Here is a 25,056-nt window from a genome sequence, read left to right as displayed (position 1 = left end):
CGAACACCCCTCAACTCTCGCAGTTGGCGAACACGTCGCGGTCGCGTTCGTACAGCGAGGTCTTCACCTGCATCAGGCCCAGCACCGACGGGAACAGGTTGTCATGGTCGGTATACGCCGCCGAACGCTTGCGCACGCACTGCAGGTCCAGCCCACGGCTGCTGGCGAAGCCTGGCGAGAACCACATCGTCATCGGTACCCGGGTCTGCTCGGCCGGGGCGATGGCGTAGGGCACGCCGTGCAGGAACAGGCCCTTCTCGCCCAGCGACTCGCCGTGGTCGGACAGGTAGATCATCGCCGTGTCGTAATCCTGCATGCCCTGCAGCGTGCCGATGGTCTTTGTCAGGAAGTGATCGCTGTACAGCACGGCATTGTCGTAGCTGTTGGTGATCTCTTCGCGCGAGCAACGGCCAATGTCACGGGTATCGCAGGTCGGGGTGAAACGGCGGAATGCGGGCGGATAGCGCTCGAAGTAGGCCGGACCGTGGTTGCCCAGCTGGTGCAGCACCACCACCCGGTCGCCGGGCCTGGCGCGTACCTGGGTGGCCAGGTCCTGCAGCAGGATCTCGTCCATGCAGCGGCCATCGGCGCACAGGCCCGGCGTGGTGGCATCGGACAGCGACTGGAAGTCCAGGCCTTCGCACACGCCCTTGCAGCCGGACTGGTTGTCACGCCACAACGGTGCGATGCCGGCACGGTTCAATACGTGCAGCAGCGACTGGTGCGCGCGGATCTTCTTCTCGTCGTAGTCATGGCGGCCCCACGGCGAGAACAGGCACGGCAACGAAACCTCGGTGCTGGTGCCGCACGAATGCATGTCCGGGAAATTGATCACGCTGGCCTGCGCCAGTTCCGGGGTGGTGTTGCGGCCACCGTTGAGCCCCCAGTTCTGCGCACGCACGGTCTCGCCCATGACGATCACCAGCAGGCGCGGCTTGCTGGCCGGCGCGCGCGGGGTCGCCTTGGCATCGGTGCCGATCGGCAGCTTCGGCGCGCGCTGCACCGGATTGTCGCCACGCAATGCCCGCGGCATGCCCAACAGGACATTGGCCGGTGTCGCGAGATAGCGCACTTCACGCTGGTTGCGCATCAGTGCCGAGACATCCTGGAACGAGATCAACGCGCCGCCGACAGCCGTCACTGCCGCCACCACCAGGAAGCCGACGCGCCAGAGCAGGCTGCGGCCCCAGCTGCGGCGGCGCAGCTGCACGCGCCACAGCACCACCATCGGCAGCACTGCCAGCAGCAGTACCGGCCACAGCAGCGATACCGTCATCAGCTCGCGGCTTTCCTTGGGGTCGGTCGCCAGCACGTTGCGCAGCATGTCCGCATCCAGGTAGATGTGGTAGCGGCTCATGTAGTGTGCGGCGAATGCGGTCACCAGCAGCAGCAGGCTGATCACCACTTTGGCGTTCCAGCGCCAGACCAGGATGCCCAGCAGCACGCCGTGCGCACCCAGCAGCAACAGCAGCAGCGACAGCGCGTAGCGCAGGCTGCCCGGATGGCTGGCCATCGCGCTGTGCCAGAACAGGCCGTTGCCGGCCACCGCGAAGAACAGGCTGGTGAACGCGATCAGTGCTTCGGTGGACAGCTGTGGCCGCCAGTGGCGAAGACCCGCCAGCGCAGAAGCGCGGGCGGGGCGTTGGACCGATGCACTCATGCGTTTGCCTCCTGGCGGTTGGGACGGTCCAGCTGACGGCGGATCAGGATGCCTTTGACGATCAGGTACAGGCCGAGTGACAGCAGCCAACATATCAACGCGGTGGCAACGTCATGCGAAAGGAAATGCGCGCCGCGCAGCTGCTGGCTGATGCCGAACACCAGGCCGGTGCCGAGGCCGATCCACAAGCCTGCCCAGCGCCACGACGGGCGCCACAGCAGGGCGAAATAGTACAGGCACAGCCACGCATAGCCTGCGCTGGCGTGGCCGGCAGGGAAGCAGGCCTGTGCGGCCATGCCGGCCGGGCGCTGCGTGAAAAGCCCGATATAGGGCTGATGGCCACCGTAGCGCAGCAGGTCCCAGGGACATTCCATCGGCACCAGGGTCTTCAGCAGGGAGATCACGCCCGTACCCAGCGCCATGCCAATTACGACATAAAGCAGCGCCCATCGCAGGGTGCGATCGCCCCCCTTGCGCCAGTGGTGCACGCACAACAGGATCGCGACCAGCGCCGCCGACGTGCTCAGCCACTTGCCGGCCTTGTGCACCACCGTGCGGGTGACCCAGGCGTCCTGCAACGCCCAGTGGCCACCTTCGAGGCGGAACAGGTGATCGGCCACCCATTGATCACCGCCGAAACCCATCAGCAGCGTAAACACGGGCAGACCGATTGCGACAGGCAGCCAGAAGTGAGTTACGGCGAATCTTGACGCCAGTGGTGATGTCGCAAGCGGCGCTGCCGCATCAATGGGACGAACGGGCATGCTGGGAAGGGGCGGTTCGGGAATCCGCGCTCATGCTCGTCACCTCGATGTCGGAGAAGGGTCGGACGCTCGTTCGTGCCGGGTTAATGTTTGCCCATAACGTGTCAACGTTCAGTCTTCTTCGGCGGTCGATCCGGTCCGCTCGGCGTGGCACTTCGGGTCCCAGGCCGTACCGGGAAGCAGTTGCCAACGATTCCTGTTGGCAATGCCGATGTCGATCACCTTCGCCGGGTCCACGCAGGGGCTCATCGCATCGTCCAGCACCAGCACCCAGCGCTTGCCCGGCGCCTCGGCCAGCCACGGGCCGGCGTCATGCCATTGTTCGGCCCAGGGGCGCTTGAAGCCGAACTCGCGCACCGGCCGATCTGCCTGCAGCAGGTTCTGTTCGCGCCAGGCGACCAGTGCCAGCTCCGCGTCCGGGCCGATCCGCGCGCCCACCCGGCGCATCACCGCCGACGCTGATGCGTACGGATCCAGCGCCGGGATCAGCACCAGGCCGTAGAGCATCCACAGCATGCCGTGGGTCAGCAACACCAGCGTTGCGGCACGTCGCACCCGCAGCCACACGATCAACGTGGCCAGGGCAATGGCAAAGGTCAGCAGGCCATCTCCCAGCACCGGCAGCAGCGAATCGGGCATCGCCCGCCGTTCCAGCTGCGCCAGGGCCCACGGATGTTCGGTCATCAGCATCACGCCGAGCACACCGGTGGCCAGCATCAGCACCACGGTGTAGCCGAACAGGTAGCGCCGCACGCAAAGCCGTCGCAGCAGGCCAGGCAACAGCGGGGCCACCGCCAGCGCCATCGCCGGCAGCATTGGCAGCACATAGACCTCGCGCTTGCCGGGGCTGGCACTGAAGAACACCAGCACCAGCAGCGCCCAGCCCAACAGCAGCCATTGCCGGCAGTCACCACGGCGGATGCGGCGCCACCAGGGTTTGAACAGCATCGGCAGCAACAGGCTGCCCGGCAGCCACAAGGTCAGGATCACCTGCAGGTAGTACCAGACCGGCTGGCGGTGGTGCCAGGCGTTGGCGTAGCGGGTGCCGGTCTGCTTGAACAGCAGTTCGTGGGCGTAGGACTGCAGGGACGCGCTGGGCTCATGCAGCAATGCCCAGCCCAGCGGGGCAAGCCACACCGCCACGCCCAGCAGGAAGGCCGGGATCAGCCACAGCAGCGTTGCCGGGTGCGGACCGTCCACGCTGCGCCCGCGGCGGCGCTGGTACAGCCACCAGCCGAACCACGGCAGCACCATCAGCAGCGGCAGGAACCCCACGCCCTTGGTCACCGTGCCGAGGCCAGCGGCGAAACCGGCCAGCCACAGCGCGGGCAGGTTGCGGCGCTCGCACAGGTGGCGCATCAATCCCCACAGGGCCACCGTGGTCATGCCGACCAGCACCATGTCGATCTGCGCGCGCTTGGCCATCAGGCCGAACTGCAGGGTGCAGAACAGCGCCGCCAGGGCGTACAGGGAATGCCGCGGCGACCACAGCCGCCGTGCCAGGTCCGACACCAGCCACAGGCTGAGCAGGGCGCCCAGCAGCGACGGCAGCAGGAACGACCATTGCCAGCTGCCGACCACCTCGTAAGCGGCCGCCTGCAGCCACATGAAGACCGGCGGCTTCTCCGCGTACAGCTCCACGCCCCGGTGCGGCAGCAGCCATTCCCCACTTTCGACCATGGTACGGGCCGCCAGCACGAAGCGCGGCTCGTCCGGCGGCTGCGGCTGGCGCAGGCCGATACCGGCGGCCAACGCGGCGATGATCAGCAGCCACAACAGGGGCAGGCGCCAACGGCGGGGCAGGGCTACGGGCACAGCAGGCTCCGGGAGCAAAACCGCCACTCTGACGTGGCTGGGGTAGGAAAGGCGTCGGAGCGGGCGCAGGGCGACCGCATTCCGACATGGTCGGCGCTACCATGGTACGAACTTCCGTGGATCTTTCGTGCATGCGTCTGTTGGTGATCGAGGACAACCGCCAGCTGGTGGCCAACCTGTTCGACTATTTCGAGTCGCGCGGGCACGTGCTCGACGTGGCCCCGGATGGCATCACCGGCCTGCACCTGGCAGGCAGCCACCCCTACGATGCGGTGATCCTGGACTGGATGCTGCCGCGCATGGAGGGGCCGGAGGTGCTGCGTCGCCTGCGCGCCGAGCACGCGTCGGAGGTGCCGGTGATCATGCTGACCGCGCGCGACGAGCTGCCGGACAAGATCGCCGGCTTCCGCGCCGGTGCCGACGACTACCTGACCAAGCCGTTCGCCCTGCCCGAGCTGGAAGTGCGGCTGGAGGCGCTGCTGCTGCGCGCGCAGGGCCGCAATCCGCGCAAGCGCCTGCAGGTGGGCGACCTGGTGCTGGACCTGGCGACCCTGGAAGCCCAGCGTGGTGGCCAGGTGCTGCACCTGTACCCGGCCTGCCGCAAGCTGCTGGAAGTGCTGATGCGCGCCAGCCCCGGTGCGGTCACCCGCCAGCAGCTGGAGTTCGCCCTGTGGGGCGACGAGCCACCGGATGGCGATCTGCTGCGCTCGCATGTCTACGAGCTGCGCCGCAGCGTCGACGGCCCGTTTGCCGACAAGCTGATCCATACGCTGCCGCGGGTGGGCTATCGGTTGGCGCTGATGGACGCTGCCGACGCAGGCAGGAATGCTGATGAGGGCGCGTAAGCCGGGGCCGCTGTACCGGCGGGTGGTGTGGTGGTTGCTCGGGTACCTGGCGCTGCTGTCGATTGCAGTGTTCAGTGTCGGCAACTACGTGCACGAACACGCCGAGCACGCCGCGTGGCGCGCGCTGCTCAATTCCGAACTGGACAGCATCGTCGAGCATGTCGAGCACGAACCTCACTATCGCTGGCAGGACTCGGACACGCTGAGCCTGTACCGCTTTGACGCGGTCAATCTGCCAGAGAGCCTGCGCTCCCTGCATCCTGGGTTGCATGACGGAGTGATGGTCAAGGGCCGCGAGACGGCGGTGATGGTCCGTGAAACACAGTCGATGGGACGGGTGGCGCTGGCGCTTGACATCTCCGATTTCCATGACCTGGAACAGTTCGCCACGCGCTGGGTGATGCTGGCCGGGGTGATCATGATCTTCGTCACCGTGCTGATGGCGTCGTTCGGCATGGAGCGGATGGTGCGTCCGTTGAGCCTGCTGGCACAGCACATTGCCGGGCTGCGGCCGGGCGTGCAGGGCCAGCGTATCGAAGTCGATCCGCGCGGCAGCGCTGAGCTGCATACCATCGCCGGTGCGTTGAACGACTACCTGGACCGCAACGAGCAGTTCGTCGAGCGCGAGCGGGTCTTCATCAGCACCGCCAGCCACGAACTGCGCACGCCGATCGCGGTGATGACCGGTGCTGCCGAGCTCGCGCTGGAGCAACCGGGCCTGCCCGAGCGCGCCCGCCAGCAGATGCAGCGGGTGTTGCGCACAGCGCAGAGCGTGGAGCAGCTGATCGAGCTGCTGCTGGTGCTGGCGCGTGATCCGGCACGCCTGGCCGCGCGTGCCGAGCGCATCGCCCTGGACCAGCTGCTGCCGGAGATCGTCGACGACCATCGCCACCTGCTCGGTGACAAGGACCTGAGCATCGGCATCCAGGCGGCGCCGGTGGATATCGTTGCGCCGATGGCAGTGGTGCAGGCGGCGATCGGCAACCTGCTGCGCAATGCCATCGAGAACAGCGGCCGCGGCCATATCGAGCTGCAGTTGAGTGCGTCGGCGGTGCTGACGCTGCAGGACCCAGGGCATGGCATGAGCCCGGAGGAGATTGCCGCCATCCACGCGCGCATGGCCCGTGGCGGACGCGCCGATCGTGGCAGCGGCATCGGCCTGGACCTGATCGCGCGGCTGTGCGAACACCTGGGCTGGACCCTGCAGCTGCAGCCCTGCGAACCGCGCGGAACGCGTGTCACGCTCGATTTCAGTGCCTCGCGCCCGGCCTGATCCGGCCGTCCTGGTAGATGCCAACCTTGGTTGGCATGCGGCCCGTCGACCAAGGTCGACGCCTACCCGCGCAATGGCTGTTCGCATTACCGCCCGTTCGGCCGCGCCACGTGCTGGTCGATCAGGATCACGTTGCCGTCGGGATCGGCCAGCTGCAGGTCGCCGGTCCCCTGGCCATCGGGGGCGGTGCGGACTGCCAGTTCGATGCCCTTGGCATCCAGTTCCGCCTGCAGTTCACGCACATCCTGGAAGTGGGGCAGCTCCTGCCTGTGCTGGTCCCAGCCGGGGTTGAAGGTCAGCAGGTTGCCCTCGAACATGCCCTGGAACAGCCCGATGACCGTGCCGTTGCTGCGCATTACCAGCCAGTTCTGCGTGGGATCGCCACCGGTGACCGAGAACCCGAGGGCTTCGTGGAACGCGCGGGAGGCGGCCAGGTCCTTCACGGACAGGCTGACAGAGAACGCACCAAGCTGCATGGGCCTGCTCCACAACGGTGATGCCGCAATCGTCGTCAATGCAGGAGAAGGCGACAAGCAGCGCAGCATGACCAGGCGTGAAGACAATGTTAATCTCGACCTGCGCCGCTTCATGCGGCGCTTTTTTTTCTCCGCTCTTTCGATCGACAGAGGATCCCATGCCGACCGAACCCGCTACCGCCCTGATCAGCAACGACATCGTTGGACTGGGCCTGATTGCCGCCACCCTGGCCCTGATCTTCTGGGCCGCCAGTGGTCCGACCCCGTTGTTGAAGAAGATCTTCGCCTGGGTGCCGGCACTGCTGCTGTGCTACTTCATCCCCGCCATCTACAACACCGCCGGTGTCATCGATGGCCACAACACCTCGCTGTACAACCCGGTCGCGCGCGACGTGCTGCTGCCCGCTGCGCTGGTCCTGCTGACACTGTCGATCGACCTGAAAGGCGTCATCAAGCTCGGCCCAAAGCTGCTGATCGTGTTCTGCGCCGGTACCGCCGGCATCATGCTCGGCGCCATCGTCTCGTTCCAGCTGATGAAGCTGATCCATCCGGAAACGGTGGCCGGTGATACCTGGGCCGGCATGGCCGCGCTGGCCGGCAGCTGGATCGGTGGCGGCGCCAACATGGTGGCCATGCGCGAGGTGTTCGGCACCGATGCCACCACCTTTGGCCAGTTCGCGGTGGTCGACGTGGCCTGCGCCAGCCTGTGGATGGCGATCCTGCTGTTTTTGGCCAACCGCGCGCAGCAGATCGATACCCGCAACGGTGCCGACACCCGCGCCATCGACGAGATGAAGGCACGCATCAGCGCCTACGAGGCACAGAACGCGCGCATTCCCAGCATGACCGACCTGATGGTGATCGTTGGCGTGGCATTGGGTGGCGTCGGCCTGGCCCATGCCATCGCCGCGCCGTTGTCGGGCTGGTTCAAGGCCAATGTCAGCTGGGCCAGCCAGTTCAGCCTCGACAGCCAGTTCGTCTGGGTGATCCTGCTGTCCACGGCGATGGGCCTGGGCCTGAGCTTCACCCGTGCGCGACGGCTGGAAGCCGCAGGCGCTTCGCGGCTGGGCACGGTGTTCCTGTACTTCCTGATCGCCTGCATCGGCATGCAGATGAACCTGCTGTCGCTGCTGGATCGGCCGTGGCTGTTCCTGCTCGGCGCGATCTGGATGGCCACGCACGTGCTGGTGCTGTGGGGGGTAGCCAAGCTGCTGCGCGCGCCGCTGTTCTTCTTCGCGATCGGTTCGCAGGGCAACATCGGCGCGGCCGCCTCGGCCCCCGTGGTGGCCGCAGCCTTCCATCCGACGCTGGCGCCGGTGGGCGTGCTGCTGGGTACGGTGGGCTATGCCACCGGCACCGGGCTGGCGTATGTCACCGGCCTGATCCTGAAGTGGATGGCCGGCGCCTGAGTCCTGGCCGGACGATCCTGTTGCGGGTTCGCGGCGTGCGCCGCGAACCCGCTCTGCCCGTGTAGAGCCGAGCCCGCGCTCGGCTTTCTTTTGCCCGCTGAAAGGCAGGCCTGGCCCTCAGCAGCAGCGCCCGCCGTTGCGCCCGCCGTAACGCGCTTCCTGGCGCTCGCGGAAGAACGTCTTGTAGTCCATCGGCTCCTGGTCCGGGTGCTTATCCAGCATGTGCCGGACGTAGTTGTCGTAGTCAGGAATGCCACAGCACAGTCGTGCGGTCTGCACCAGGCGCCGCCAGATGCGGCGGTGCGCCTGGTACTGGCCGGCGGGAACCAGTTGCGTGCTCATCACAGATCCACCATTTCATGCGGCTTCAGCGCCACGTACGGGGTCTCGCGGTCGCTGCGCTGCGGGTTGCGGCGTGCCGCCAGGATGGTCTTGATCGAATACACCAGCACCGCGCCGACCACCAGCAGGAACAGCGCGGTCAGGCCGGTGTTGACGTAGGCGTTGACCACGATCTGCTTCATCTGCGCCACCGACTTGGCCGGTGCAGTGATCGTATCGCTGGCGAGCGCGGCCTGGAACTTGTGTGCCTGCGCCAGGAAACCCTGCGCCGGGTTGCTGTCGAAGATCTTGATGAAGCCGGCGTAGGTGGTGCAGATCAGCAGCCACACCGCCGGTACCGCAGTGACCCACGCATAGCGGTCACGCTTCATCTTGAACAGCACCACCGTGCCCAGCATCAGCGCGATGCCAGCCAGCATCTGGTTGGAGATGCCGAACAGCGGCCACAGCGTCTGGATGCCGCCGAACGGATCGACCACGCCGGTGTAGAGCAGGTAGCCCCACAGCGCCACGCAGCCGGCGGTACCGATGATGTTGGCGGTCCACGACTCGGTCTTCTTCAGGGCCGGCACGAAGTTGCCCAGCAGGTCCTGCAGCATGAAGCGCCCGGCGCGGGTGCCGGCGTCCACCGCGGTCAGGATGAACAAGGCTTCGAACAGGATCGCGAAGTGGTACCAGAACGCCATCATCGCGTCGCTGCCACTGGGAATCGCTTCGTGCAGGATCTGCGCGATGCCTACCGCCAGCGTCGGTGCACCACCGGCGCGGTGCAGGATAGTCGGTTCACCAATGGCGGCCGCGGTCGCGGTCAACTGCTCGGGGGTAATGGTGAAGCCCCAGGTGTTGGTGATGTAGTGCGCCGCCGAGGCTGCATCGGCACCGATCACGGCGGCCGGGCTGTTCATCGCGAAGTAGATGCCCGGATCGATGATCGAGGCCGCCACCAGCGCCATCACCGCCACGAACGATTCCATCAGCATGCCGCCGTAGCCGATGTAGCGCATGTGCGCTTCATTGGCCAGCAGCTTCGGCGTGGTGCCGGAGGAGATCAGTGCGTGGAAACCGGAGACCGCACCGCAGGCGATGGTGATGAACAGGAAGGGGAACATGCCGCCCTTCCACACCGGGCCATCACCGCTGGCGGCGAACTGGGTCAGCGCCGGCATCTTCAGTTCCGGCATCACCACCAGGATGCCGATGGCCAGCGCGATGATGGTGCCGATCTTGAGGAAGGTCGACAGGTAGTCGCGCGGGGCCAGCAGCAGCCACACCGGCAGCACCGAGGCGACGAAGCCGTAGCCGATCAGCATCCAGGTGATCTGGGTGCCGGTGAAGGTGAACGCCGGCCCCCACACCGGGTCGGCGGCGACCTTGCCGCCGTACCAGATCGCGGCCAGCAGCAGGATCAGGCCAACCACCGAAATCTCGCCGATCCTGCCGGGGCGGATGTAGCGCATGTACACGCCCATCAGGATCGCGATGGGCATCGTCGCGATCACCGTGAACATGCCCCACGGGCTTTCGGCCAGCGCCTTGACCACCACCATCGCCAGCACCGCCAGGATGATGATCATGATCAGGAACGCACCGAACAGGGCGATGGTGCCGGGTACCTGGCCCATCTCCTCGCGCACCAGGTCACCCAGCGAGCGGCCGTTGCGACGGCTGGACAGGAACAGCACCATGAAGTCCTGCACTGCGCCGGCCAGCACCACGCCCACCACCAGCCACAGCAGGCCGGGCAGGTAGCCCATCTGCGCGGCCAGCACCGGGCCGACCAGCGGGCCGGCGCCGGCAATGGCGGCGAAGTGGTGGCCGAACAGCACGTGCTTGTTGGTCGGCACGTAGTCCAGGCCATCGTTGTTGATCACCGCCGGGGTGGCCCGGGTCGGATCCAGCTGCATCACCTTGTTGGCGATGAACAGGCTGTAGAAGCGGTAGGCGACCAGGTACAGCGAGACCGCGGCCACCACGATCCACAGTGCGTTGATGTGCTCGCCGCGGCGCAGGGCGACGGTGCCCAGACAGAATGCGCCGAGCAGGGCGAGTGCCGCCCAGCCCAGTTTGGAAAACCCTTTCATGAGGTGCTCTCTCCCGGAAAGACAGTCAAAGAGTCCTGCTTGCCCACGACAGGGTCAATTGGCACAGGACGAATCGGCGGTAGTACTTTGGTCGTACGACGGTGGCGCTGACGTGCAGCCAACATCAGGGATGGAACAATTGGTTGCGGTGCCATCCATTGGCGTACGGCCATGTGGCGTCCATCTTCAGGGGCATCCATCCCACAGGAGTCGCCATGAGCCTTCCCGAACCGGTCCGCGTGCTGCGCACCATCCGTGGCATGCCCACCTCCGACGGTGCCGGCGTGCGCCTGACCCGCGTCATCGGCGGCCCGACGCTGCCGGACCTGGACCCGTTCCTGCTGCTCGATGAATTCGGCACCGACCGGGCCGAGGACTACATCGCCGGCTTCCCGGAACACCCGCACCGCGGTTTCGAGACCGTCACCTACATGCTCGACGGACGCATGCGGCATCGCGACAACCATGGCAACGAAGGCCTGTTGACCCCGGGCAGCGTGCAGTGGATGACCGCTGGCCGCGGCCTGGTGCACTCGGAGATGCCCGAGCAGGAAAGCGGGCAGATGCGTGGATTCCAGCTGTGGGTGAACCTGCCGGCGAAGGAGAAGATGACCGAGCCGAAGTACCAGGAGTTCGCGCCCGAGCGCATTCCCGTGGTGCAGCCGGCAGCCGGCGTGGAAGTGAAGGTGATCGCCGGCTCGGTCGACGGCACCCGCGGCCCGATCGTGCAGCCGGCCACCGAGCCGCTGTATCTCGACATCACGTTGGCGCCCGACCGGGCCTGGACTTACACGCTGCCGGAAGGCCACAACGCCTTTGCCTATGTATTTGAAGGCGGACTGACGGTGGGTGAACAGGACGCCGCCCGTGATGTTGCGCGCCAGGAGCTGGCGGTGCTGGGCGGCGGCGAACAGCTGCATGTTTCGGCTGGCAGCGAAGGCGCGCGGCTGATCCTGGTGGCCGGCCGTCCGTTGCGCGAGCCGGTGATGCGGCACGGCCCGTTCGTGATGAACACGCGGCAGGAACTGATGCAGGCCTTCGTCGATTTCCAGGAAGGCAGGTTCTGAGGTAGTGCCGGCCGCCGGCCGGCACCTGCTTTTGATCAGGACCGAAGGGTTTGCCGGCCGGCGGCCGGCACTACCTGCCGATCGAGGTGCATTGCGGGGATGCTGCCAGGCAGTCATCCCCGTCACCTTCAGCGCCCGGCGGCCACGGCCGAAGGGGTCAGGCTCATGCCCTGCGCCAGCTGCTGCAGTGAGCTCAGTTCCTGCGCGCTGTCCGGATACAGCGCAATCTGCGCATAACGCCCTTTGTCGATCTTGACCACGCTGATGCGCCGTTCGGCATATCCCGGCGGTTGCTGGCCGCCCAGGTCGGGCTGGTACCAGTACAGTGATTCACCGCCGAAGCTGCCTTTTTCCTGGCGCAGCGAGCGGCTCAGCGGAATGGCGGGGTCACGCGCGCTGAGCATCAGGCTCAGTACTTCGCGGCCATCAGGGGTGCTGGCGCGGCAGACCAGGAAATCGGCCTGCACCTGCTGCTGCCACTGCAGGCCACTGCTGGCTGGCAGCGAAGGACATTCGGACGGCGCCTGCGCGGCGGCCTGGGCCGCAGCGAACAGCAGGCTCGACAACATGACAGGCACGAACTTCATGCATCCCCCAAGGTGATGAGTTGTTTGGCTCCGCCAGCAGGGCCGGCGGCCATGGCATCCCATCCCCGGATGCCGCCCCATCCGGCATGTGCACGGACGGTCAACTCAACCTTAACGGAACGTGAGCAATCGCACAATTCGCGGTTACAGAAGTAACCATTGCGGCCGAGGGTCGGCCGCAATGGGAGTCGCGAGGATCAGCGTTCGCTGCCGATCCACTTGTAGATCAGGCCGCCGATCGCGCCGCCCAGCAGGGGAGCGACCCAGAACAGCCACAGCTGGCTGACTGCTCCGCTGCCGGCAAAGAAGGCCACGGCGGTGGAGCGGGCCGGGTTCACCGAGGTGTTGGTGACCGGAATGCTGATCAGGTGGATCAGGGTCAGCGACAGGCCGATCGCCAGCGGGGCGAAACCGGCCGGTGCCTTGCCGTGGGTGGAACCCATGATTACGATCAGGAACACCGCCGTCAGCACCACTTCGCACAGGAAGGCGGCTGCCACGCTGTAGCCGCCGGGCGACAGCGCGCCATAGCCATTGCTGGCGAACGCACCCGCCTGGCTGCCATCGATGGCGAAGCCACTGGCGCCGGAGGCGATCTGCAGCAGGATGAAGCCGGCCAGCAGACCGCCGGCAACCTGGGCGATGATGTAGGGCACCAGATCCCTGGTCGGGAAACGACCACCGGCCCACAGCCCGACGCTGACTGCCGGGTTGAAGTGCGCGCCGGAGATATGGCCGAACGCATAGGCGCCGGTCACCACGGTCAGGCCGAAGGCCAGCGCCACGCCGAGGAAACCGATACCCAGCGGATTGCCGTCGCCACCGAACTTGGCGGCCAGCACCGCACTGCCACAGCCACCCAGAACCAGCCAGAACGTGCCGAGGAACTCGGCGGACAAGCGTTTACCCATGCTCATGTGTTGCACTCCTTTGACGGTCGAAAGTGTGATTTATGTCACATTTCAATGATCAGCGGGTGACTGTAGCGTCAACGCCGGGTGCAGGGATACACCTTCAGATGTGTGCAACACGCGATGTTCAGTACTGCGGAAGCGGGATGAATTCCTTGTCGTCGCCCGGAATGGTGCCGAAGCGGCCGGCTTCCCAGTCGTGCTTGGCCTGCTCGATGCGCTCCTTCGAGCTCGACACGAAGTTCCACCACAGGTGGCGCGGGCCATCCAGCGGCTCGCCACCGAACAGCATCGCCTTCACCGGCGTCTTCGCGCGCAGGCGGCCGCGTGCACCGGCTTCGGGGATCACCAGGTGCTGCGCGGGAATATCCACGCCATCCAGCTGCGCGTCGCCCTCGAGGATGTACAACGCGCGCTCTCGGTGGCCGTCGTCGATATCGATTTCCGCATCGGGGTCGAGATCGATTGCCACGTTGAGGGTGTCGGCGAACACCTTCACCGGCGATTCCTCGCCGTACGCACGGCCGGCGATGACCCGCAGCCACGCGCCGTTGCGACGCTGCTCGGGCAGGGTGGCAGCGGCATGGTGGTAGAACGCCGGCTCGATCTCTTCATGCGACTTCGGCAGCGCGACCCAGGTCTGCATGCCGTGGATCGGGTTGTCGTGATCGCGGTCCGGCTGCGGCGTGCGCTCGGAATGGGCGATACCGCGGCCGGCGGTCATCCAGTTGACGTCACCGGGACGGATCACCTGATCCGAACCCAGCGTGTCGCGGTGGCCGATCGCGCCCGACCACAGGTAGGTGACGGTGGCCAGGCCGATATGCGGATGCGGGCGCACGTCGATGGCGGTGCCGGGGTGCATGAGTGCCGGGCCCATCTGGTCGACGAACACGAACGAGCCGATGCTGCGCGCCTGCAGGGTGGGGACGGCGCGACGGACTTCGAGGCCGCCGATGTCGTGCACGCGCGGGGCGATGATGGTGGTCATGCGGGCGTTCTCGCTGGCAGGGATCAGGTGGTGAGCATCGCATGCAGCTGTGACGGGCACATGCCCCGTATGGGTAACAGGGTGTTCCAGCCAACGGCGCAGCCCCTCGTGGCTGTGGGGGGCGCTGAAGGCGGAAGCAAGATCAAAAGCCGCGCTTGGCCGGGCGGGTGGGTTGCGCAGGACACGCCGTAAACCCGTCCATGGGGGCTCGATGGCGCCATCCATGGCGCCAACGGTCCTGCGCAACCCACCCGCCCGACCTCTGACAGTTTCCGTGTGCGTCCAGCCACGGAGAAGAAAAAAGAAAATCAAAATCAAACGCCGGTCGCTTCGCTCCTGGTGTCGACCAAGGTCGACACCTACCAGCCATCGCAGTTCAGCAACCGTCACCGGGAAACTGTCTGGGTGGGGCGGTGTGGGCTTGCAGGACCGTTGGCGCCATGGATGGCGCCATCGAGCCCCCATGGATGGGTTTACGGCGTGTCCTGCAAGCCCACACCGCCCCGCCCGCCTAACAGAAAAGCCAGAGCCGGCTGTTGCTCCGGCTCTGGCTTCGGCGGTTGCCTCTGCGGGTGCCGGGCCGCAGGCCCGGCCGATGAACTCAGACCACCGGTTCGCGCAGGACGGGGTTGTCCCAGCCGGGGCGCGGCGCGAAACGGTCGCCATGGCGCTGCTGCAGCGCCTTCAACCGCTCGACGATCGCATCGGCACCGACCGCACGGATGTGCTGGATCGGACCGCCGCGGAACGGTGCGAAACCGGTGCCGAAGATCACGCCGGCATCCAGCAGGTCCGCGTCGGCCACCACGCCCTCGTGAAGGCAGGCCACCGCCTCGTTCAACAGCGGCAGGATCAGGCGGTCCTCCAGATCGGCCGGGGCCTGGTAGTCGCTGGCCACGTCCGGCTTCTTCGGCTTGCCGTTCTCCCAGGTGTAGATGCCCTGGCCATCCTTCTTGCCGCGCTTGTCCGGTTCCACCGTCTGCAGTGCGGCCGGGATCTGCAGGCCCAGGAACGGCGCCAGTTCGCGGCCGACGCCGGCGGCCACGTCCAGGCCCACGGTATCGATCAGTTCGATCGGGCCCATCGGCATGCCGAACTTCACCGCGGCCTTGTCGATCACCGGGCCCGGAATGCCCTCGGCATACGCGGTGGCCGCTTCCAGCATGTACGGGAACAGCACGCGGTTGACCAGGAAGCCCGGGCTGCCGGCCACCGGCACCGGGAACTTGCCCAGCGCCTTGCAGAACGCGGCCAGGCGGCGCTCGGTCTCCGGCGCCATGCCGTCGTGATGGATGATCTCCACCAACGGCATCTGCGCTACCGGGTTGAAGTAGTGCAGGCCCGCGAACTGCGCAGGGCGCTGGATGTGGTCGCGCAGTTCCACCAGCGGAATCGACGAGGTGTTGGTGGTCAGCAGGGCGTCCTGCTTCATCTTCGGCTCAAGCGTCTGGTACAGCGCACGCTTGGCTTCGGGGTTCTCGATGATTGCCTCGATCACCAGGTCGGCCTCGGCCACGCCGTTGCCTTCCAGGTCGGCACGCAGGCGCGCGGCCACGGCCGGGCGCTTGCTCTCGTCGCGCACCTTCTTGGCGAACAGCGCCTGCGCGCGTTCCATGGCCGGGTCGATGAAGCGCTGCTCGCGGTCCTGCAGGGTCACCTCGAAGCCCTTGTAGGCGGCCCACGCGGCGATGTCGCCGCCCATCACGCCGGCGCCGACCACGTGCACGTGGCGGATGCCGGAATCACCGCCACCGAGGCCCTTCAGGCGTTCGGTCAGGAAGAAGATACGGATCAGGTTGCGCGCGGTCGGAGTACTGGCCAGCTTCACCACGGCACGCCGCTCGGCGTCCAGGCGGGCCTGGATCGGCTTGCCGCCACTGCGCTGCCAGGTGCTGATCAGCGCGTACGGCGCCGGGTACTGGTCCTTCTTCGCCTTGCGGGCGACCTGCTTGACCATCTGTGGTGCCAGCAGCGTGCGTGCCAGCCAGGTGTTGGTGGCCCAGGCCGTGGCGCGCTGCTTGAACGGGCGGGTGGTGCCGGACAGCGCCAGTGCAACGGCCGTGTCGAGCACCACCGCCGGTGCCACCACCTTGTCGACCAGGCCGATGCCACGCGCGGCCGAGGCCGACAGGGTGCGGCCGGTCAGCATCATGTCCATCGCTGCCGGGGCGCCCACCAGGTGCGGCAGGCGGGCGCTGCCACCCCACCCCGGGAAGATGCCCAGCTGGGTTTCCGGCAGGCCGATGCGGGTGCTGCTGTCATTGGAGGCCACGCGATAGCGGCAGGCCAGGGCAAGCTCGGTGCCACCGCCCAGGCAGTGGCCGTGGATGGCCGCCACGGTCGGGCAGGGCAGCTCGGCCAGCTTCTGGTAGGTGGCCTGGCCACGCCGGATCGCGTCGTTGACGGTGCCGCGACGGTCGAATTCCTGGAACTCCTTCAGGTCGGCACCGGCAATGAAGCCGGCCTTCTTCAGCGACTGGATGACTACGCCCTTGGGCGGGTCCAGGGCAATGCGCTCAAGCAGGTCGCCCAGTTCCAGCAGCACGTCCTGCGACATCGCATTGACGCTGCTGTCCTGGCGATCCAGGGAGAGAACCACCACGCCGTCGTCGCGGATCTCGGGGTGCCAGTGGCTGAAGCGGAGACCATCGAAGCCTGAGAGCATGGACGTTCCATCCGGTTGTGTATGGAGAAGCGGCTATGATCCAGAGGTTGTTTCCCCCGCGTCAAATCCCAATAGCAGGGGAGTGGCGCCCCCGGATCCATGGCCGTGGATCGGGACGCTAACCGAATGGTGGTTAAAAGCTGGTGCGGCGCCAGGTGATCGGCGACTGAACTTTTCCCGGGATTGGCAGTCTCATTGCCCGACGTCGGTTGGGCTGACAGGAGTGCGGCCCCTCATGGCCGATGTTGATACACCTCAGGAGCTGGATCTGGAGCTGGTCCGGCGCGTGCAGCACGGCGAGAGTGCCGCGTTCGATGTCCTGGTGCGCAAGTACCAGCATCGGGTCGTGGCCCTGGTCGGTCGCTACATCGCCGACTGGAGCGAATGTCAGGACGTCGCCCAGGACACTTTCATCCGTGCCTACCGCGCGATCGGGAGTTTCCGTGGCGATGCCCAGTTCTCAACCTGGTTGCATCGAATCGCCGTGAATACCGCCAAAAACTACCTGGCTTCACACAATCGTCGTCCGCCGACCGATGACATCGACATCGGTGACGCCGAGCAGTTCGACAGCGGTACCCGCCTGCGGGACACCGACACGCCCGAGCGCGAGTTGATGCGCCAGGAGCTGGAACAGACGGTCATGAAGGCCGTCAACGCGCTGCCGGAGGAACTCCGGTCGGCGATCACCCTGCGCGAGGTGGAAGGCCTGAGCTACGAGGATATCGCGCAGAAGATGGGGTGCCCGATCGGCACCGTGCGTTCCCGGATCTTCCGGGCGCGCGAGGCGATCGACACCGAACTCCGGCCGCTGTTGGACATCGGCAGCGCCACCCGTGAGAAGAGCCGCGTATGACCAGTAACCCGTTCAACGAATCGCAGAACCATCAATCGCCCGCCGGGCAGCGCCTGGACCAGCGCCATCGCGAGCAGCTGTCGGCCCTGGTCGATGGCGAGCTGGGTGCCGATGAAGCGCGCTTCCTGCTGCGCCGGATGGAACACGACCCCGAACTGGCCGGCTGCCAGGAGCGCTGGCAGCTGCTGGGCGACGTGATGCGCGGGCAGGCCCCGGCGTTGGCACCGGCCGGCTTCAGTGCCGCCGTTGCGGCCGCCATTGCGGCAGAGCCGACGCCGCAGGCCGAGCCGCGTCGCCAAGTGCGTCGCAGTGGCTGGCGCGCCTGGGGCGGCGGTGCTGCGCTGGCCGCATCGGTCGCCGCGGTCGCCCTGTTCATCGGCGGCGAGAAATTGAAGGAGGCGACGCCGGGTGAACCGCTGGCGCCGCAGGTGATCGCCAGCCAGGCGGAACTGGCACCGGCCGCGCCGACCCCAGTCACCGAGGCTTCGGTGGACACGGCCGCAGTGGCCGTGGCTGCTGCGCCGGCCGTAGCGATGGCCGCGGCGGGCCGCCGCCAGGACGCCCGCCGTGCCAGCGCTACGCGCAGCCAGCAGGCCGCGCGTGCCGCCCAGCGCGACGACACTTCGCAGCGCGCCATCGCGGCCGTGCAGGCACCGTTGACCCCGACCGTGCCGGCCAACGCCAACCGCAACCTGCCGTTCGGCGAGGTCAGCGGGCTGCAGGCCCGGCCATGGCCGCGCTCCAGCCTGGCGCCCGCCGCTGGCGGCGCGCTCAATGCCAGCTTCCCGTCCCACGCCGGTAGTGCCGCGTTCTATCCGTTCGAGCCGCGCCTGCAGGATGACCTGTCGGTGCCGCCGCGCCCGCGCGACTGAGCCGGGCGCCTTCACGCCCCGCCGTCGGCGGGGCCCGTATTCCTCTTTCCACCCGACCCGGAGGTTGCCGTCCGATGACTCCCCGACTCCGCACGCAGGCCATTGGCCTGCTGGCCCTGACCCTTCCCCTGGTGGCCTGCGCACAGGCGCCGGCGCCCGTCGCGCAGACCCAGCCCGCGGCAGCCGCGGCCGCGCGGGCACCGGCGCAGCCGCTGGTCAGTGGCCTGCCCGACTTCACCAACCTGGTCGAACAGGTCGGCCCGGGCGTGGTCAACGTCGACACCACCATCGTCCGCAACAACCGCCAGGCCGCGCGCGGCCCGATGGGCGACGATGACATGCCGGAGTTCTTCCGCCGCTTCTTTGGTCCCGACTTCCCGATGCCGGGGCAGGGGCCGGGTGGGCCAGACGGTGGCCCCAGCATCAAGGGCCGTGGCATGGGTTCGGGCTTCATCATCTCGCCCGATGGCTATGTGCTGACCAACTACCACGTGGTGGCCGACGCCAGTGACGTGAAGGTCAAGCTGGGCGACAGCCGTGAGTTCACCGCCAAGGTGGTGGGCAGCGACCAGCAGTACGACGTCGCCCTGCTGAAGATCGACGGGAAGAACCTGCCAACCGTCCGCGTGGGTGACTCCAACAGCCTGAAGCCGGGGCAGTGGGTTGTCGCGATCGGCTCGCCGTTCGGCCTCGACCACTCTGTCACCGCCGGCGTGGTCAGCGCCGTCGGCCGCAGTACGGGGGGCCCCGACCAGCGCTATGTGCCGTTCATCCAGACCGACGTGGCGATCAACCAGGGCAATTCCGGTGGCCCTCTTCTGAACACCCGCGGCGAAGTGGTCGGCATCAACTCGCAGATCTTCTCCGCGTCCGGCGGCTACATGGGCATCAGCTTTGCGATCCCGATCGACCTGGCGATGAGCGCGGTGGAGCAGATCAAGAAGAGCGGCAAGGTCACCCGCGGCCAGCTCGGCGCGGTCGTGGAGCCGATCGATTCGCTGAAGGCGCAGGGCCTGGGCCTGCCGGACAGCCGTGGCGCCCTGGTCAACCAGATCGTGGCCGGCAGTGCGGCCGCCAAGGCCGGCGTGCAGGTGGGCGACGTCATCCGCTCGGTCAACGGCAGCCCGGTCAACAGCTGGTCCGACCTGCCGCCGCTGATCGGTGCGATGGCGCCGGGCAGCAAGGTGAACCTGGTGGTGTACCGCGACGGCAAGCCGCATGACCTCAGTGCCACGTTGACCGCCCTGAGTGAAGACGGGCAGGCCAGTGCCCGCGGGCCGTCGGCCGGCGGTGCCGAGGCGGCGCCGCAGACCGGGGCCAATGCCCTGCTGGGGCTGGACGTGAGCGAACTGAGCGCAGCTCAGCGCAAGCAGTTCGGGCTCAACGGCAACGAAGGCGTGCGCATCACCGGGGTCAAGGGCCAGGCGGCGCGTGATGCCGGCCTGTCGCCGGGCATGGTGATCCTGCAGGTCGGCCGCGTCGCGGTCGGCAGTGTGGATGCCCTGAACCGGGCGCTGTCCAGCTTCAAGAAGGACGACGTGGTCATGCTGCTGGTCCGCACGGCCAATGGCAACAGCGCCTTCGTGGCGGTCAAGGCCGGCCAGTAGGGCCTGCCGGGGCCGCTCCGGCGGCCCCTGGGCCTCCCCCGAAGCCCCGCCCCGGCGGGGCTTCGGTCGTTCCGGGCCGGTGCCCGGCAGCCGGTTTTCGCGGCCGGGCGCTGGGCGTGCGATAATCGACCGTTACCCTGACGACGCCGCGCGCCGCCGCCACCTATGTCTTCTGATTCGATGCGGAACATCCGCAACTTCTCCATCATCGCCCATGTCGACCACGGCAAGTCCACGCTGGCCGACCGCATCATCCAGCTCTGCGGTGGCCTGCAGGCCCGCGAGATGGAAGCGCAGGTGCTCGATTCCAATCCGATCGAGCGCGAGCGTGGCATCACGATCAAGGCGCAGTCGGTGTCACTGCCGTACCTGGCCAAGGACGGGCAGACCTACCACCTGAACTTCATCGACACCCCCGGCCACGTCGACTTCTCCTATGAAGTCAGCCGCTCGCTGGCCGCCTGCGAAGGCGCGCTGCTGGTGGTCGATGCGGCGCAGGGCGTGGAAGCCCAGTCGGTGGCCAACTGCTACACCGCCGTGGAGCAGGGCCTGGAAGTGGTGCCGGTGATCAACAAGATCGACCTGCCCACCGCCGACATCGAGCGCGCCAAGGCCGAGATCGAGGCCGTGATCGGCATCGATGCCTCCGACGCCGTGCCGGTCAGTGCCAAGACCGGCCTCAACGTGCAGGACGTGCTGGAAGCGATCGTGCACCGCATCCCGCCGCCGGCGCCGCGCGACACCGACAAGCTGCAGGCGCTGATCATCGACTCGTGGTTCGACAACTACCTCGGCGTGGTGTCGCTGGTGCGCGTGATGCAGGGCGAGATCAAGGCCGGTGACAAGCTGCAGGTGATGTCGACCGGCCGCAACCACCAGGTCGACAACGTCGGCGTGTTCACGCCGAAGCGCAAGGTGCTGCCGGCGCTGCGTGCCGGTGAAGTGGGCTGGGTCACCGCCAGCATCAAGGACGTGCATGGTGCGCCGGTCGGCGACACCCTCACCCTGGCCGGCGACCCGGCGCCGAAGCCGCTGCCGGGCTTCCAGGAAATGCAGCCGCGCGTGTTCGCCGGCCTGTTCCCGGTCGATGCCGAAGACTACCCGGACCTGCGCGAAGCGCTGGACAAGCTGCGCCTGAACGATGCCGCGCTGCGTTTCGAGCCGGAAAGCTCCGAGGCGATGGGCTTCGGCTTCCGCTGCGGCTTCCTGGGCATGCTGCACATGGAAATCGTGCAGGAGCGCCTGGAGCGCGAATACAACCTGGACCTGATCAGCACCGCGCCGACGGTGGTGTATGAGGTCCTGAAGACCGATGGCTCGATCATCAACATGGACAACCCGGCCAAGCTGCCGGCGGTGAACCAGGTCGAGGAAATCCGCGAACCGATCATCCGCGCCAACGTGCTCACCCCCGAGGAGTACATCGGCAACATCATCAAGCTGTGCGAAGAAAAGCGCGGCAGCCAGATCGGCATCAACTACCTGGGCAGCCAGGTGCAGATCAGCTACGAGCTGCCGATGGCCGAGGTGGTGCTGGACTTCTTCGACAAGCTGAAGTCGGTCAGCCGCGGCTATGCCTCGCTCGATTACCACTTCGTGCGCTTCGACGCAGGCCCGTTCGTGCGCGTGGACGTGCTGATCAATGGTGACAAGGTCGATGCGCTGTCGTTGATCGTGCACCGCAGCCACGCTGACCGACGTGGCCGCGAGCTGTGCGAGAAGATGAAGGACCTGATCCCGCGCCAGATGTTCGACGTGGCCATCCAGGCTGCCGTCGGTTCGCAGATCATCGCCCGCACCACGGTCAAGGCCATGCGCAAGAACGTGCTGGCCAAGTGCTATGGTGGCGACGTTTCGCGCAAGAAGAAGCTTCTGGAAAAGCAGAAGGAAGGCAAGAAGCGCATGAAGCAGGTCGGACGCGTGGAGATTCCGCAGGAAGCGTTCCTGGCCGTCCTGCAGATGGACAACAAGTAAGGCCCGCACCGGCCCTGCGGGGCCGGTCGTCTGGTGACGTTGCAAAGGACCCTGAATGAAACTGTTTGAGATCCTCCTGGTCGTGCTGACCCTGGCCTCGGGCCTGATCCTGCTCGCGGACAAGCTGTACCTCGCCAAGCGTCGCGCCCAGCGCGCGGGCCTGCTCGACTCCGAGCCGGTGCTGGTGGATTACTCGCGTGCGTTCTTCCCGGTGCTGGCGATCGTGCTGATCGTGCGCAGTTTCATCGCCGAGCCGTACAAGATCCCGTCCAGCTCGATGATGCCGAACCTGCTGATCGGCGACTTCATCCTGGTCAACAAGTTCTCCTACGGCCTGCGCCTGCCGATCAGCAACACCAAGATCGTGCCGTTTGGCGAGCCGTCGCGCGGCGACGTGGTGGTGTTCCACTTCCCCGGCCACAGCGACAACGATCCGGCCAAGGGTGAGAACTTCATCAAGCGCGTCATCGGCGTGCCGGGCGACACCGTGGTCTTCGAAGGCGACGGCGTGATCCTCAACGGCGAACCGCTGAAGTACGACAACAAGGGCATCTATGCAGGCCACAAGGGCCAGGGCGAGGGTGCCAACCTGCTGGTCGAACACCTGCCGGGTCGAACCCACACCGTGCTGGAGACCGACTATCCGCGTGGCCAGGGCCAGTGGACCGTGCCGGCCGGCAAGTACCTTGTGATGGGCGACAACCGTGACAACAGCGACGATGGCCGTTTCTGGGGCCTGCTGCCGGAAGAAAACCTGCGCGGCAAGGCCTTCCTGATCTGGCTGAACTGCCAGGGCTGGTTCTGCAAGGATGGCTTCGAGCCGTCGCGGATCGGCTCGAGCATCAACTGATCGGGCATCAACCGAGTATTTTCACATCCAACGCGTATCTGGGGAGAACGCAATGAAGACGATGAACACGCAGCGTGGCATGACCCTGACCTCGTTCCTGGCGGTCCTGATCGTGGTCGGTTTCTTCCTTTACATCGGCATGAAGCTGTTCCCGATGTACCAGGAGTATTACGCGGTGCGCTCGGCGATGAAGAGCCTGGCCAACGAGCCGGGTGTGGGCAGCATGGAACCGGCCCGGATCCAGGATCTGTTCTTCAAGCGGCTGTACATCAACTACTCGGAAAACGTGAAGCCGGCCAACGTGAAGTTCGACCGCCGCGACAATGGCTGGACCCTCAAGGTCAACTACGAAGTGCGCCGTCCGCTGGTCGGCAACCTGGACGTGGTTGGCAAATTCGATTCATCCCAGGACCTGACCCGAAGCGGTGCCGAATAAACCTTTCCAACGTGGTGACCTGATCGGTCATCCCTTCCGCGACCCGGCGCTGCTGAAGCAGGCGCTGACGCATCGCAGTGCCGGTGCGCCACACAACGAGCGCCTGGAGTTCCTGGGCGACAGCATCGTCAACATGATGGCGGCCGAGGCGTTGTACCAGCGCTGGCCCAAGGCTGACGAAGGCGCGATGACCCGTGCCCGCGCCGAGCTGGTGCGTGAAGGCGCGCTGGCGGTGATCGGGCGCACCCTGGAACTGGGCGATCGACTGATCCTGGGTCCGGGCGAAATGAAGTCCGGCGGCCACCGTCGTGATTCGATCCTGGCCGACGCGGTGGAAGCCGTGGTGGCTGCGATCTACCTGGATGCCGGCTTCGAGGCCTGCCGGGCGGTGGTACTGCCCTGGTTCAGCGCTTCGATCGAGGCACTGCCGGCCTCCGGCCGGCCCGAGAAGGACCCCAAGACCCGCCTGCAGGAATGGCTGCAGGCCCGACAGAAGGCGTTGCCGCAGTATGAACTGGTGTCAGAATCCGGTGACGACCACGCCAAGCACTTCCGGGTACGCTGCAACGTAGCCGACCCGGCCGCCAGCACCGAGGGCGAAGGCGCCTCGCGGCGGCTTGCCGAACAACAGGCGGCTGCGGCCGTCCTAGAACAACTGGATTCCAAGTGAGCGAACAAACTCCCCATCATTGCGGCAGCGTGGCCGTCATCGGCCGCCCGAACGTGGGCAAGTCGACCCTGACCAATGCCCTGGTCGGCGCCAAGGTCAGCATCGTCTCCAACCGTCCGCAGACCACGCGCCATCGCCTGCTGGGCATCGCCACCTATCCGGAAGGCCAGCTGGTCCTGGTCGACACCCCTGGCCTGCACAAGGTGCAGAAGCGGGCGATGAACCGGGTGATGAACCGCGCCGCGCGTGGCTCGCTGGAAGGCGTCGATGCAGGGCTGCTGGTGATCGAAGCCGGTCGCTGGGATGAAGAGGACAGCCTGGCGTTCAACGTGCTGCGCGACGCCGGCATCCCGGTGGTGCTGGTGGTCAACAAGATCGATCGCCTGAAGGAAAAGGGCGCGCTGCTGCCGTTCCTGCAGCAGGTGACCGAAGGGCGTGATTTCGCCGCCGTGCACCCGATCTCGGCGCAGAAGCGCAACGGCCTGGAAGCACTGGTGCGCGACGTGCTGAAGCTGCTGCCGGAAGCCCCGCCGATGTTCGGCGAGGACGAGATCACCGATCGCAGCCAGCGTTTCCTGGCCGGTGAACTGGTGCGCGAGCAGTTGATGCGCCAGCTCGGCGAGGAACTGCCGTACGCAACCACCGTCGAGATCGAGCGCTTCACCGAGGATGGCAACCTGCTGCGCATCGGTGCGGTGATCTGGGTCGAGCGCGAGGGCCAGAAGGCCATCGTGATCGGCAAGGGCGGCGCCCGCCTGAAGGAGATCGGCGCCAAGTCCCGCCTGCAGATGGAGCGTCTGTTCGGGGCCAAGGTGTTCCTGGAAACCTGGGTGCGCGTGCGTGAAGGCTGGTCCGACGACGAGGCCGCGCTGAAGGCCTTCGGCTACGAATAAGCCGCGACGGTC

The 25,056-nt window shown here is 66.7% G+C and carries 22 protein-coding genes; 12 read left to right on the top strand and 10 right to left on the bottom strand.

Translation table 11 applies throughout. The features are described 5' to 3' along the window. Positions 1-10: 10 nt before the first annotated feature. From QP609_RS15540 to QP609_RS15530, 3 genes are all read right to left on the bottom strand, one after another. Positions 11-1,660 carry a phosphoethanolamine--lipid A transferase gene (locus tag QP609_RS15540; protein ID WP_197621824.1) on the bottom strand — a complete coding sequence of 550 codons (1,650 nt, stop codon included), beginning with the start codon at positions 1,658-1,660 and terminating at the stop codon, positions 11-13. Beyond that, positions 1,657-2,424 carry a phosphatase PAP2 family protein gene (locus tag QP609_RS15535; RefSeq protein ID WP_069116217.1) on the bottom strand — a complete coding sequence of 256 codons (768 nt, stop codon included), beginning with the start codon at positions 2,422-2,424 and terminating at the stop codon, positions 1,657-1,659. Before QP609_RS15535 ends, QP609_RS15540 begins: the two co-directional genes overlap by 4 nt. A gap of 111 nt (positions 2,425-2,535) precedes the next feature. Continuing rightward, complete coding sequence (locus QP609_RS15530) at positions 2,536-4,239, bottom strand: glycosyltransferase family 39 protein (protein ID WP_050483544.1); 1,704 nt, start codon at positions 4,237-4,239, stop codon at positions 2,536-2,538. Positions 4,240-4,370: 131 nt separating this feature from the next. Between QP609_RS15530 and QP609_RS15525 the strand changes: the two genes are divergently transcribed. After that, entirely contained in the window at positions 4,371-5,084 is a 714-nt protein-coding gene (locus tag QP609_RS15525; RefSeq protein WP_014648011.1) for a response regulator transcription factor, read from the top strand. Further along, positions 5,071-6,357, top strand: coding sequence for a HAMP domain-containing sensor histidine kinase (locus tag QP609_RS15520; protein WP_032958989.1), 1,287 nt, complete (start codon positions 5,071-5,073; stop codon positions 6,355-6,357). Before QP609_RS15525 ends, QP609_RS15520 begins: the two co-directional genes overlap by 14 nt. 86 nt (positions 6,358-6,443) lie before the next feature. Here QP609_RS15520 and QP609_RS15515 read toward each other — a convergent pair whose 3' ends face one another. Then, the gene (locus QP609_RS15515; protein ID WP_134809166.1) at positions 6,444-6,833 is read right to left on the bottom strand and encodes a VOC family protein; all 390 of its coding nucleotides are present in this window, start codon (positions 6,831-6,833) and stop codon (positions 6,444-6,446) included. A gap of 158 nt (positions 6,834-6,991) precedes the next feature. On the opposite strand from QP609_RS15515, the gene QP609_RS15510 reads away from it, so the two are divergent. Next, positions 6,992-8,242 (top strand): DUF819 family protein, encoded by a 1,251-nt coding sequence (locus tag QP609_RS15510; protein WP_053496043.1) that lies wholly within the window; start codon positions 6,992-6,994, stop codon positions 8,240-8,242. A 117-nt stretch (positions 8,243-8,359) separates the two neighbouring features. Here the strand turns inward: QP609_RS15510 and QP609_RS15505 are convergent, their stop codons facing one another. Next, positions 8,360-8,584, bottom strand: coding sequence for a CstA-like transporter-associated (seleno)protein (locus tag QP609_RS15505; protein WP_032958992.1), 225 nt, complete (start codon positions 8,582-8,584; stop codon positions 8,360-8,362). After that, complete coding sequence (locus QP609_RS15500; protein ID WP_014648006.1) at positions 8,584-10,665, bottom strand: carbon starvation CstA family protein; 2,082 nt, start codon at positions 10,663-10,665, stop codon at positions 8,584-8,586. Before QP609_RS15500 ends, QP609_RS15505 begins: the two co-directional genes overlap by 1 nt. 215 nt (positions 10,666-10,880) lie before the next feature. Here QP609_RS15500 and QP609_RS15495 point away from each other — a divergent pair, with 215 nt between their 5' ends. Next, a complete protein-coding gene (locus QP609_RS15495; RefSeq protein ID WP_014648005.1) occupies positions 10,881-11,732 on the top strand; it encodes a pirin family protein in 852 nt (283 codons plus the stop codon). A gap of 128 nt (positions 11,733-11,860) precedes the next feature. Here the strand turns inward: QP609_RS15495 and QP609_RS15490 are convergent, their stop codons facing one another. The 4 genes from QP609_RS15490 to QP609_RS15475 all read right to left on the bottom strand — a co-directional run bounded on the left by QP609_RS15490 (position 11,861) and on the right by QP609_RS15475 (position 16,886). Beyond that, positions 11,861-12,319, bottom strand: a complete 459-nt coding sequence (locus tag QP609_RS15490) for a hypothetical protein (RefSeq protein ID WP_049441929.1) — start codon at positions 12,317-12,319, stop codon at positions 11,861-11,863. 197 nt (positions 12,320-12,516) lie between these two features. Next, positions 12,517-13,236 (bottom strand): aquaporin Z, encoded by a 720-nt coding sequence (gene aqpZ, locus QP609_RS15485; protein WP_197621724.1) that lies wholly within the window; start codon positions 13,234-13,236, stop codon positions 12,517-12,519. Between the two features lie 121 nt (positions 13,237-13,357). Further along, positions 13,358-14,221: a pirin family protein gene (locus QP609_RS15480; RefSeq protein ID WP_005410608.1), complete on the bottom strand. Its 864-nt coding sequence runs from the start codon at positions 14,219-14,221 to the stop codon at positions 13,358-13,360. 601 nt (positions 14,222-14,822) lie between these two features. Beyond that, positions 14,823-16,886 (bottom strand): 3-hydroxyacyl-CoA dehydrogenase NAD-binding domain-containing protein, encoded by a 2,064-nt coding sequence (locus QP609_RS15475; protein ID WP_069116210.1) that lies wholly within the window; start codon positions 16,884-16,886, stop codon positions 14,823-14,825. A gap of 235 nt (positions 16,887-17,121) precedes the next feature. Between QP609_RS15475 and rpoE the strand changes: the two genes are divergently transcribed. The 8 genes from rpoE to era all read left to right on the top strand — a co-directional run bounded on the left by rpoE (position 17,122) and on the right by era (position 25,044). After that, complete coding sequence (rpoE, locus tag QP609_RS15470) at positions 17,122-17,742, top strand: RNA polymerase sigma factor RpoE (RefSeq protein ID WP_014038091.1); 621 nt, start codon at positions 17,122-17,124, stop codon at positions 17,740-17,742. After that, positions 17,739-18,614 carry a sigma-E factor negative regulatory protein gene (locus QP609_RS15465; RefSeq protein ID WP_169411371.1) on the top strand — a complete coding sequence of 292 codons (876 nt, stop codon included), beginning with the start codon at positions 17,739-17,741 and terminating at the stop codon, positions 18,612-18,614. The genes rpoE and QP609_RS15465 overlap by 4 nt, the downstream gene beginning before the upstream one ends. Positions 18,615-18,688: 74 nt before the next feature. Beyond that, entirely contained in the window at positions 18,689-20,221 is a 1,533-nt protein-coding gene (locus QP609_RS15460) for a DegQ family serine endoprotease (RefSeq protein ID WP_169433036.1), read from the top strand. Positions 20,222-20,401: 180 nt separating this feature from the next. Beyond that, positions 20,402-22,195 (top strand): translation elongation factor 4, encoded by a 1,794-nt coding sequence (lepA, locus tag QP609_RS15455; RefSeq protein WP_032958997.1) that lies wholly within the window; start codon positions 20,402-20,404, stop codon positions 22,193-22,195. Between the two features lie 55 nt (positions 22,196-22,250). Beyond that, the gene (lepB, locus tag QP609_RS15450) at positions 22,251-23,045 is read left to right on the top strand and encodes a signal peptidase I (RefSeq protein WP_014038087.1); all 795 of its coding nucleotides are present in this window, start codon (positions 22,251-22,253) and stop codon (positions 23,043-23,045) included. Between the two features lie 52 nt (positions 23,046-23,097). Continuing rightward, positions 23,098-23,481, top strand: coding sequence for a DUF4845 domain-containing protein (locus QP609_RS15445; RefSeq protein ID WP_014647998.1), 384 nt, complete (start codon positions 23,098-23,100; stop codon positions 23,479-23,481). Continuing rightward, positions 23,471-24,151: a ribonuclease III gene (gene rnc, locus QP609_RS15440; protein WP_046431951.1), complete on the top strand. Its 681-nt coding sequence runs from the start codon at positions 23,471-23,473 to the stop codon at positions 24,149-24,151. Before QP609_RS15445 ends, rnc begins: the two co-directional genes overlap by 11 nt. After that, on the top strand, positions 24,148-25,044 hold the full coding sequence (gene era, locus QP609_RS15435; RefSeq protein WP_005410599.1) for a GTPase Era: 897 nt from the start codon (positions 24,148-24,150) through the stop codon (positions 25,042-25,044). The genes rnc and era overlap by 4 nt, the downstream gene beginning before the upstream one ends. Positions 25,045-25,056: the final 12 nt, after the last annotated feature.

The sequence above is a fragment of the Stenotrophomonas sp. 8(2023) genome, from assembly GCF_030345295.1.
GTDB lineage: Bacteria > Pseudomonadota > Gammaproteobacteria > Xanthomonadales > Xanthomonadaceae > Stenotrophomonas > Stenotrophomonas muris.
This window is presented reverse-complemented; position numbering and strand designations above follow the sequence as displayed.